Here is a 9,655-nt window from a genome sequence, read left to right as displayed (position 1 = left end):
CACGATTCTCCATCTGCGCGGGATCCACGCACGATTCTTCCTTCGCGTGGACCGTGCCTCGCGTAGCGAGAATCGTGGCGCCGACATGGCGCCCTGAAGGGCAGTGATTCTCCTTCTGCGTGGAACGGTCCACGAGAAGGGAGAATCCCTGCCCACCCGCCGCGCGAGTCGCCCCGGCGGCCGCAAGATTCTGCGTTCGCGTGCAGAACCCCGAACGATGCTGCGTTCGCGACGGGATCCGAACACGAACGCCGCATCCTTCGCCCCCTCACGCACCAATGCAGAATCCTGCGTCACCGGGAGCCACGCTCCGAGAACCCGACCGAGCGCAGACCCGTCCGCCGGTCGAGGCCCTTTCGGAGAACAGGTTCACTCGTAGCCACAGCGACGCAGCCGCAGGTCGACGCCCACCCGAGCGACGCAGCAGCAAGCGAAGACCCGCTGGACGCAGCAGCAAGCGAAGGCCCAGCCGAAGCTGCACAGCCGCACGCAGAGACCCACTCACGCCGACGGAGCCGACCGGCCAGCTTCTCCCGCTCAGTGCACGCGCGAGAGCGCGCGACCTCGCGCCGCGACCCGCAGCCGGACGGCGGCGCGCAGGTCCTCACGACCCAGGACGTCGTTGAGCTGGGCCGAGACCTCGTCGGCGCGCCGGGCCAGGTGGGCCAGGTCCGCCTCGGGCTCGATGGTCGCGTCGACGCGGGCCACGAGCTGGCCGCGGTCCTTCACGACCGTGCCACGAGCCGACCGAACACCGTCGGTGGTGGCGTAGGCGTCGGCAGCGGCGCCGAGTGCCTTGCCGGCGAGGGCTTCGTTGCGGCCGTCGGGGCCGCTCCCGCTGAGGCGCAGTCGCGAGACCGTGTTGCGGCGCAGGTGGGCAAGGATCCAGCGCAGGCCGACGAGCGCCACGACGACGCCGCCGACGGCGACCGCCCAGGCCACCCAGGAGGTGCCGAGGGCGTCCGACGCTGCGGAGGTGCTGCTCGTGTCGGGCAGCGTGGTGCCCGAGATCGAGCGTCCGGACCACCACCACAGGCCCGCCAGGCCGCCGGCGAGCAGCAGCAGCGAGAGCACGAGGGTTGCGATGCGGTCGAGCAGGAGGACGGTACGACTGATCATGGGACTCAGCTCTTCTCGTGACGGATGGTGACGTCGACGCGGGGCGACGGGTCGACGGCGGCGCAGACCTTCTCGACCTGCTCGCGGACGGTGGACTCGAGTGCGGCGTCGCGGTCGGTGGTGGCCACGGACCGGGCGACGACCTTGACCTTGCGACGGCCGACCGAGACGTCGGCGTCGGTGACGCCGTCCGTGCCGTCGATGGCGGCCTCCACGACGCGGACGAGGTCCTTGCGACGCAGGTGAACGCCGCTGTCGGCCGTGAGCGCGAGGGTGCGTCGCGGCCGGGGCTTCAGGGCGATCGGCAGCAGCAGCACGCCGACCACCAGCGCCACGATCGCGGCGGCGAGCACGGCGGGCGAGTCGCCGGCGACCCCGTCGGCGGCCTGCACGACGGTGTCGAGCCACGAGTCGCCCGAGACCGCACCGAGCTGCACGAGCAGGTGCTGGACCGCGACGACGCCGAGCGCCACGAGGGCGAGGGCGAGCAGCTGCGCCACGAGGGGCGTGGTGCCGGTCCCGGCCGGGGACTTCGCCGCCGGCAGAGGTGCAGCGTGCTGCGTGGTCGCGTTCCGGGCCGTGGTGGCGGCGCGGTCGCCGCCGGCGCGGTCGCCGGTCGCGGGACTGGTGGTCTCGGAAGACATGGGAGGTCCTTCTACGGGGGGATGGGGTGGGATCAGAGGACGCGGCGGGCGGGCTCGTCGAGGTGCACCACGTCGGCCACGGTCACGTCGACCCGGCTGACGGTGACGCCGACGAGGGTGTCGACCCGCTCGGTCACGTGCTCACGGACCCGATCGGTGAGGGGCGCCAGCGGCGTGGGCCAGACGGCGGCCACCTCGACCTTGATGCGCGACGTCTCGCCGGCCACGACGGCGTCGGCGTGCGGCAGGCCTTTGCGGACCAGCTTCGTCCAGCCCTTGCGGGTGTCGACGACGGCCTCGATCTCCGAGGCCGCGATCGACGCCACGCGACTGACGACGCCGTCGGCGATCGTGGTGCGGCCGCGCTCGGCCGGCGCGGGCAGGTCGTCGCGCCCGACGGGCGCCTGCACGTCAGCCACGGTCCCGGCGTCCGAGGATGCCGGACAGGTCGACCTCGCCGTCGACGTGGCCGCCGACGAGGTAGCCCGCCGTTCCGAGCACGAGCGCGAACAGGAAGCCGGCGAAGCCGCCCGCGGCGGCGGCGATGGCGAGCAGGAGGCCGGCGATGAGGCCGACGGTGGAGGTGGTCATGTCAGGTACTCCTTCGTGGGGCCCGCCGAGGCGGGCGATGGGGGGAGGTAGGGGTCAGATGTCGAAGTAGCGGCGGCGTCGAGGGGTCGGCACCCGGGCCGTGACGGCACCGGAGACCTGTCGCAGCACGCGCCGCGCGGTCGTCCAAGGCCGGTGCATCGACTCGGGGAGGAAGTCCGGGACGGCCCGCAACGCGTCCTCGCGGACGCCGAAGCGGTGGTCGAGCGCGGCGAGCCGGGCCTGGAGGACCTCGGGGTCTCCCCCGACGTCCGGGTGGTGGCGGCGCACCAGGGCGCGGCGCTCGCGGCGCCACTGCTCGCGCAGCGAGGAGTCGACCGGCCCCTGGTACGGCCTCTCCTGCGCCCCGGCGCCGCCGCTCACGGTTCGGTCGTCCGTGCGGGGACGACGTCCTCGACGACGACCTGCACCGGTGTCCCGACGACGGGGGTCACGGCCGAGCGCACGGCGTCGGCCAGCTCGCGCAGGGGCGAGCCCATGGCGGCCACCACGTGCACCTCGGTGAGGTCGTCGCGGATGCGGATGCCGGTCACCCGGGAGGTACGTGCCGACCTCGCCGAAGGACCCGGCGTGCAGGTCCGCGACGCCGGGCACCGCGAGGGCAGCCTCGGCAGCCCGCTCCGCCGGGGTGGACGCTCCGTCGTTCGTGGAGGCGTCCTCCCCGACGCGCGCGGCGTCGGCGTGACCGGTCGGGTCGGGGGCGCTCACTGGACCCGCGGCTCGCTGCTGGTGCTGTCGTCGGCGGACTCGTCGGCCTCGATGTGGATGTCCTGCACCTCGATGTTGACCTCGACGACGCTCAGGCCGACCATGCGCTCGACGGCGTTGATGACGTTCGTGCGGATGCCCTTCGCCAGGTCGGCGATGGAGACGCCGTACTCGGCGACGAGCTGGATGTCGATCGCGGCCTCCTTCTCGCCCACCTCGACGGAGATGCCCTGCGAGTGGTTGGTGGAGGAGCCGGGGATCCGCTCGCGGAGCGCGCCGACGGCGCGGGCGGTGCCGCCACCGAGCGCGTACACGCCGGTGACCTCACGGGTCGCGATGCCGGCGATCTTGGAGACGACCGTGTCGGCGATGGTCGTACGGCCCTGCGTGCTCTCGAGCTCGCTGGAGGTCGTGGTGGTCTTGGCGATGGCCTTCTCGCTCACGTCATCATTCCTGTTCTGGAGTTCGTCGTTGATCGGACACAGGTGAGACGGGGTGACTCCGCCGATCGTCACGCCGCTGTGAGGCACGTCACCTGGGACGCGACGTTTCGGCGGGCGGGGCCCGCGGGCCGGTGCCACCATCGACGAGGCGACACCACCGTCGCCACGTCGAGACGCGGGAGCCAGCGGTGCACGGAAGCCAGGCGTCGACGTCCGGACCGACCGGTCCCGACGCTGCCGACGACTCCGCCGGGTCCGGCAGGAGCGACCTGGAGGCCGTCACCGACAACGCCCTCGCCCGCCGTGCGGGGCTGGGCGACCGGGCGGCCTTCGAGGAGCTGTTCGACCGACTGTTCCCGGGCACCCTGCGCTACGCCACGCGTCTGCTCGACGGCGACGAGCGGGCCGCCGAGGACGCGGTGCAGGAGGCGTGGGTCAAGGCCTGGCGCGCCCTGCCCGACTTCCAGGGTCGCTCGAAGGTGCAGACGTGGCTGTTCACGATCGTCCAGCGCGAGGCCTACGAGCGTCGGCGCCGGACCCGGCCTCTCGCGGTGGACGACCAGATCCTCGAGCCCCTCGCCCGCGGCGGGGACGCGGCGCTGGGGGCGGCGCGGCGCACCGACCCCGAGGGCGAGGCGATGCTGCACGAGCTGTGGGAGACGTTGACGCTCGCTCTCGGTGAACTACCGTGGACGCAGCGGGCGGCGTGGACCCTGCGCGAGATCGAAGGATTCTCGTACGCGGAGATCGCGCACGTGCTCGACACGACCCCGACCGTGGTGCGCGGACAGCTGCACCGCGCTCGACGCACCCTGGCGATCCGGATGGAGCAGTGGCGATGAGCGGGATGGAGGCAGTACCCGACGGCATCGACCTCGCCCAGGGCGAGGCCGCCCTGGCCCTCGCCGCGGCCCAGCTGCGCACCCTCCCACCACCGACGCGGGTCGTGGCGGTCGCCGATCGCGTGCTCGAGCGGGCGCTGGCCGCACCCCGCCGCGCCGTCCTGGTGGACACCGTCCACGACGACCTGCGCGTCTCGTCGGTCGCGATCGTCGCCCTGCTGCGCGAGGCCCTCGACACGGGCCTGACCGACGCCGCCGTGCGCCGAGTGACGCTCGACATCGGCCCGGACGCCGTGCTCGCGGGCGTCCGCGTCGAGCTCGTCGTCCGTTACCTCTCGTCGGTCCCCGACATCGCGGACCGGGCCACGGCGCTGACCCGGGCCACGCTGACGGACGTGCTCGGCGACGGTCCAGCGCCCGGTGCGGCCGACCTCGTGCCGCACGTGCACGTGGGCGACGTGACCCTCGGCGACCCGCGCCTCGTCGATCCGCTCGACGAGGGGCTCGACCCCGCGTGAGGCAGCTGACCGTCCACCGCCACGTCGACGTCGCTCCCGACGCGGTGTGGTCCTTGCTCGTCGACCTCGACGCCTGGCCGCGCTGGGGCCCGTCGGTGCGTCGCGCCGCGCTGGACGACGGTGGCGAGCTGGGTCTCGGTGCCCGGGGGCACGTGTGGACGGCGGTCGGCGTGCGCCTCTCGTTCGAGGTCACCTCGTTCGACCCCGGTCGTTCCTGGGCCTGGCGGGTCGCCGGCGTCCCGGCCACCACCCACGCCGTGCGACCGGACGGCGACGGGTGCCGCGCGAGCATGGGCGCTCCGCTGTGGGCGCCGGCCTACCTCCCGGTGCTGGCTGCCGCCCTCGTGCGCATCGACCGGATCGCGGACCGGCCGATCCAGTAGTCGGGTCCGTCCGTCAGGACGGATACGGGTCGTCGGCGAGCAGACGGGCCAGGTGGGCACCGTTGGCCGCCGCCGTCCGGAGCGTCTGCAGCGGTGCCTCGGGCGTCTCGTCGAGGTCGTTGTAGTCCACGGTGTGCATCGCCTCGCCGTTCCAGTAGGTGCCGCCCTGGGCCGGGATCGTGCAGCCCACGTCGTCGAGGGCCTGGTAGAGGTCGGCCGTGATCTTGTGCGCGCCGTCCTCGTTGCCGACGACGCCGACGAGCGCGACCGTGCCGTAGAGGATCGGGTTGCCGTCCTCCCGCGTCTCGGACAGCTCGGCGTCCAGCCGCTCGAGGACCCGGTTCGCGACGCTCGACATCTGGCCCACCCACGTCGGCGTGACGACCACGAGGATGTCGGCGTCGAGCACCTGCCGCCGGATGGTGGGCCACTGGTCACCGTCACCCATGTCGGTCTCGACACCGGGTCGGACGTCGTGGTCCACGACGCGGACCATGCTCCCGGTCACGTCGTGCTCGGCGAGGGCGTCGAGGAACTGCTGCGCCATCAGCGCGCTGCTCGAGGGCGCGTCGCCGGGCTTGAGCGTGCAGTTGAGGGCCAGGGCGGTGAGGGTCATCGGTGGTGCTCCCGTCAGAGATCGATCGCGACGCCGTCGTGTCGACGACGTCGCCGGAGGCGTACCCCGCTGGTCGGACGCCATGCGCGTCGCCGGAGGTGCGGTCGGGCAGGCGGCACCGCAGCATGGAGGCAGGGGGCGTCGACCGGACGTGCGCCTCGCACCGAGGAGGAACCGTGGACCGACAGAACCTCGCACGCGTGGCGGGCGCGTCCGCCGTCGTCACGACGCTGGTGCAGGCGGGCACCGCGGCCGTCGCCCTGCCCCGGGGACGTCGCGACTACGCCGACGGTGCATGGGGGCCGGGCCTCGCGGCCATCGCGCTCACGAGTGCCGTGGTCGGGAACGGCGACAGACGTCGGCGCTGGGCCCTGGCCGCCGCCACCACCGCGTGGGCGGTGCGGCTCGAGTCGCTCATGCTGCCGCGGCTAGTCGGCAGCGACGAGGAGGACCCCCGCTACTCCGAGTTCCTCGAGGGCGACTCCACCGCGACGGCCGGGCTCAAGGTGTTCGTGACGCAGGGGCTGGCGCAGCTGGTCGTCTCGGCACCGCTGCAGGTGGCCGCAGCGAGCACCCTCCCCCGGACGTCGCGCCGGTACCTCCTGCCGGTGGGCCTCGCCGTCATGGCGATCGGGACGGTCGTCGAGGCGCTCGCGGACCGGCAGAAGGACGCGTTCAAGCAGCGCGACGACGACGAGAAGCCCGACGTGCTCGACACCGGGCTGTGGGGCGTCTCGCGCCACCCCAACTACCTGGGCGACTCCGTGACGTGGGACGGCGCCTGGCTCGCCGCGGCCGCGTCGGCGCCCGCGGGGTGGACCTGGCCGGCACCGGTCGCCATGTCCTACTTCCTCATGTACGCGACGGGCGCCAAGCGCACCGAGCAGCGCATGGAGGACCGCCCCGGCTACCGCGACTACCAGGACCGGGTGCCGTTCTTCTTCCCCGACCCGCGTCGGCTGCTCGCGCGGCTGGGGCGGCGCGGGGCATAGTCCTGCCGCCTACGACTCCGCCGGCACGGTGCTGTCGGGGCGCGCCAGACGGTCGGCCGTGACGCATGCCTGGGCGAGCATCAGCAGCGAGCCCCCGATCGCCACGAAGGAGAACACCGACAGCAACGGCTGGACCGTGAGCGAGGCGTCGGAGGCCGCGAGCACCTGCGCGAGACCCACCACCAAGCCGACCGCCATCGCGATCACGAGAAGCCCGCCGGCCGCGCACAGGAGCCACTGCGGACTGCGGAACAGCATCGGCGCCATGCCGGCGAGGACGGCTGCCAGCACCAGGCCCGTCCCGATCGCGACGGTGGCCTCCGACGCGCTGAGCGCGTCGCCGGGGCCGACAGCGCTGCGGGCCTGTGCGACGCACGCACCCGCCATGACGAACAGGGCGACCGCGGCCACGATCCGTGTCACGCGTCGCTGCGCCCAGCCCGCCAGCGCGACCACGAGGGCCGAGAAGAAGAGTGCGGCGGGATAGATCTGCACGAACGCGTTGGCCATGGGCTTGAACGTCCCATCGTCCAGCGACAGGCCGAGCGCCCGGTAGCTCGTGCGGTACACCGGCTCGCCGTCCAGGGTGAACCAGTGCGCGCCACCACCCCCGGCGAGCGTGAGCACCACCCCGAGCACCAGGAGACCGGCGGCCGTCAGGCCGAGCGGCGTGCGAAGCAGAGGTCGGACGGGGCGGTTCATGGATCCTCCGGGGTCGTCGGCCGGATCATCGTCGCAGCGGGCCGACGTCCTCGCGACGCGAAGCGACGAGCTCGAGCCGGCCTACCGGACGACGACCTCGCGCGTCCGGCTCGCCGGGACGACCAGGCTGTTGCCCGAGTACTCCAGCGTGTACCGGTGCGTGCCGGGCTCACGACCACTGACCGTCAGCGAACCGACCCCGTTCGTCAACGACGGGATCGTGCCGATCTTCACGTCGTCCTCCAGCACGGCGACGCTGCCGGACGGACGCGACGTCCCGACCACCACGACCTTCGCGGTCAGCTTCACCTTCCCGCCACCCAGCACCGTCGTGGTGTTCGACATCGACGGAGCGCGCTTGACCACCACGGACTCGGTCCGCTCCGCCTGGGTCCGGTAGCCCGTCCGCGAGGCCTTGACGACGAGGAAGACCTTCTTGCCCCAGTCCGCCGAACGGAGGAGGTAGGTGGACCCACGCTGACCGGAGATGGCGGACCCGTTCCGGTACCACTGATGGCTCCACGTCAACCCGGACGGCTTCCAGTAGCCGAGGTCACGACCGATCCGATCGCCCACCACCGGGTACCGAGCTGCAGCCAGCGTCGGCCGCCGCACGACCTCGATGGTCCCGATCAGCACCGCCTTGGTGGCCACAGACGTGGCGGTCGCGATCGCCTCTCCCCCACGGACAGCCGTGACCTTGACGGTGAGCTTCTTGCCGAGCGTGCCGGGGCTGGGCGTGTAGGTGGCCTGCTTGCCGGCATCGATCGCGACGCCGTTCATGTACCACTGGTACCTCAGCGAGACGCCCTCGTCGGACTCCCAACCGTCCAGCGACGCCTCCAGCGGTCGGCCCACCTGCGGGTTCGCGCTGCTGATGGTCGGACGAGGAACGGTGGTGGGCGGTCCGTCGAGATCGATGGTGCCGACGTCGTAGGACGAGTCGGAGGAGACCTTCACCTCGAAGCGGGCTGCGTCGGGCTGGTCCACGAGGGTCCCGTTGCGCAGTCCCACCCGGTAGCTTCCCGAGGGCACGTTCGACGTCGCGCCCAGCGTGAACCGCGGTGACGACGCGGTGAGGGTCTGCTGGTCGATGGCGTTGCCCTGCGCGTCGTAGAGCGTGGCCACCAGACCGTTGATCCGCGAGGGACTCTCGCTCGTGACGGTCCCCTGGACGAAGCCACCACCCCAGAGCGGCAGGTCGACGTCGCTCGCCGTGCCATCGGCCGCGACGGTGACCGCCGTCGCCTGGTCGACGCGGTCGGCGTCCTTCCAGTAGGAGTCCAGGACCTTGAAGGCCGGGTCGCTCCCGTGCAGCGTGACGAGGTAGTCGCCCGCCGGGACGTCCAACGTGTATCGCCCGAACTCGTCGGTCGTCGCCGTGTCGACGACCTCCGCACCGCCCGCGAACGACTTCGCCGTCACCCTCGCCTGCGGCGTCGGCACACCGCCGCCCTCGGTGACACGACCCGTGATGGTGCCGGTGGCGACGTCGCCCTCCGCGCGCACCGGCGCCGCCGTGGACGGACCGGCCAGCAGCGCCAGCCCCGTGAACGTCGCGACCGTCACGGCCACAAGTGATCGGACCTGCATCATGCTCCCCCTCGGGCGCAGGCACGGCGCCCACGTCTGGGGCGATCCTACAAGTTCTGCTCCGCGCCGTCAGCGTCTCAGCGCAGGGAGTAGGTGACCACCGAGACGGCCGTGTACTGCGCGACGAACGCCAGGACCGTGCACAGGTGGAAGACCTCGTGGAAGCCGAACGTCTCCGGCGCCGGGTTCGGTCGCTTGGTCGCGTAGACCACGCCACCCACCGTGTAGACGAGCCCGCCGAAGGCGATCAGGCTGATGGCCGTCACGTTGACGCCGGTGCTGAAGCGCGAGGCTCCGTCCACGAACGTGGGCAGGAACGGCACGATGATCCACCCGAGCGCGATGTAGAGGGTCGTGAAGACCCAGCGCGGCGCCTCGGTGAACAGGATCCGCAGCACCGAGCTCACGACCGCGACGGACCAGACGACGCCGAGCAGCCACGCCCGCGCCCCGCCCTCCAGGTAGAGGATCGCGAAGGGCGTGTAG

General features: G+C 72.5%; 15 protein-coding genes. 4 read left to right on the top strand and 11 right to left on the bottom strand.

Annotation, left to right across the window (positions count from 1 at the left end; translation table 11 throughout):
• Positions 1–537: 537 nt before the first annotated feature.
• The 7 genes from ASF38_RS00810 to ASF38_RS00780 all read right to left on the bottom strand — a co-directional run bounded on the left by ASF38_RS00810 (position 538) and on the right by ASF38_RS00780 (position 3,523).
• Entirely contained in the window at positions 538–1,119 is a 582-nt protein-coding gene (locus tag ASF38_RS00810; protein WP_055969533.1) for a hypothetical protein, read from the bottom strand.
• Between the two features lie 5 nt (positions 1,120–1,124).
• Positions 1,125–1,763, bottom strand: a complete 639-nt coding sequence (locus ASF38_RS00805; RefSeq protein WP_056573050.1) for a DUF6286 domain-containing protein — start codon at positions 1,761–1,763, stop codon at positions 1,125–1,127.
• A gap of 32 nt (positions 1,764–1,795) precedes the next feature.
• Entirely contained in the window at positions 1,796–2,182 is a 387-nt protein-coding gene (locus ASF38_RS00800) for an Asp23/Gls24 family envelope stress response protein (RefSeq protein WP_056552723.1), read from the bottom strand.
• Entirely contained in the window at positions 2,175–2,354 is a 180-nt protein-coding gene (locus tag ASF38_RS00795) for a hypothetical protein (protein WP_055969542.1), read from the bottom strand. The genes ASF38_RS00800 and ASF38_RS00795 overlap by 8 nt, the downstream gene beginning before the upstream one ends.
• A gap of 54 nt (positions 2,355–2,408) precedes the next feature.
• Positions 2,409–2,735: a hypothetical protein gene (locus ASF38_RS00790; protein WP_056552726.1), complete on the bottom strand. Its 327-nt coding sequence runs from the start codon at positions 2,733–2,735 to the stop codon at positions 2,409–2,411.
• Positions 2,732–2,905, bottom strand: coding sequence for a hypothetical protein (locus ASF38_RS00785; RefSeq protein ID WP_200914351.1), 174 nt, complete (start codon positions 2,903–2,905; stop codon positions 2,732–2,734). Before ASF38_RS00785 ends, ASF38_RS00790 begins: the two co-directional genes overlap by 4 nt.
• 171 nt (positions 2,906–3,076) lie before the next feature.
• Positions 3,077–3,523: an Asp23/Gls24 family envelope stress response protein gene (locus tag ASF38_RS00780; protein ID WP_235492876.1), complete on the bottom strand. Its 447-nt coding sequence runs from the start codon at positions 3,521–3,523 to the stop codon at positions 3,077–3,079.
• 188 nt (positions 3,524–3,711) lie between these two features.
• Between ASF38_RS00780 and ASF38_RS00775 the strand changes: the two genes are divergently transcribed.
• From ASF38_RS00775 to ASF38_RS00765, 3 genes are read left to right on the top strand one after another with little or no spacing between them, the layout of a single operon-like run.
• Positions 3,712–4,365: an RNA polymerase sigma factor gene (locus tag ASF38_RS00775; RefSeq protein ID WP_235497333.1), complete on the top strand. Its 654-nt coding sequence runs from the start codon at positions 3,712–3,714 to the stop codon at positions 4,363–4,365.
• 5 nt (positions 4,366–4,370) lie between these two features.
• Positions 4,371–4,883: a hypothetical protein gene (locus ASF38_RS00770; protein WP_056573045.1), complete on the top strand. Its 513-nt coding sequence runs from the start codon at positions 4,371–4,373 to the stop codon at positions 4,881–4,883.
• Positions 4,880–5,266, top strand: a complete 387-nt coding sequence (locus ASF38_RS00765) for an SRPBCC family protein (protein WP_056573043.1) — start codon at positions 4,880–4,882, stop codon at positions 5,264–5,266. Before ASF38_RS00770 ends, ASF38_RS00765 begins: the two co-directional genes overlap by 4 nt.
• Before the next feature lie 13 nt (positions 5,267–5,279).
• Here ASF38_RS00765 and ASF38_RS00760 read toward each other — a convergent pair whose 3' ends face one another.
• Positions 5,280–5,882 (bottom strand): flavodoxin family protein, encoded by a 603-nt coding sequence (locus tag ASF38_RS00760; RefSeq protein WP_056573040.1) that lies wholly within the window; start codon positions 5,880–5,882, stop codon positions 5,280–5,282.
• A gap of 176 nt (positions 5,883–6,058) precedes the next feature.
• Here ASF38_RS00760 and ASF38_RS00755 point away from each other — a divergent pair, with 176 nt between their 5' ends.
• On the top strand, positions 6,059–6,874 hold the full coding sequence (locus tag ASF38_RS00755) for a DUF1295 domain-containing protein (RefSeq protein WP_056573037.1): 816 nt from the start codon (positions 6,059–6,061) through the stop codon (positions 6,872–6,874).
• Positions 6,875–6,883: 9 nt separating this feature from the next.
• Here ASF38_RS00755 and ASF38_RS00750 read toward each other — a convergent pair whose 3' ends face one another.
• The 3 genes from ASF38_RS00750 to ASF38_RS00740 all read right to left on the bottom strand — a co-directional run.
• Positions 6,884–7,576, bottom strand: a complete 693-nt coding sequence (locus ASF38_RS00750) for a hypothetical protein (protein WP_056573034.1) — start codon at positions 7,574–7,576, stop codon at positions 6,884–6,886.
• Between the two features lie 81 nt (positions 7,577–7,657).
• Complete coding sequence (locus ASF38_RS00745; RefSeq protein WP_162237273.1) at positions 7,658–9,145, bottom strand: Ig-like domain repeat protein; 1,488 nt, start codon at positions 9,143–9,145, stop codon at positions 7,658–7,660.
• Positions 9,146–9,246: 101 nt separating this feature from the next.
• Positions 9,247–9,655, bottom strand: a 409-nt coding sequence (locus tag ASF38_RS00740) for a hemolysin III family protein (RefSeq protein WP_200914350.1), incomplete at its 5' end; no start/stop codon positions are given.

The sequence above is a fragment of the Aeromicrobium sp. Leaf272 genome, from assembly GCF_001422865.1.
Taxonomy (GTDB): Bacteria; Actinomycetota; Actinomycetes; order Propionibacteriales; family Nocardioidaceae; genus Aeromicrobium.
The sequence above is the reverse complement of the archived record's forward strand: the minus strand, read 5'-3'. Positions and strand labels throughout refer to the sequence as shown.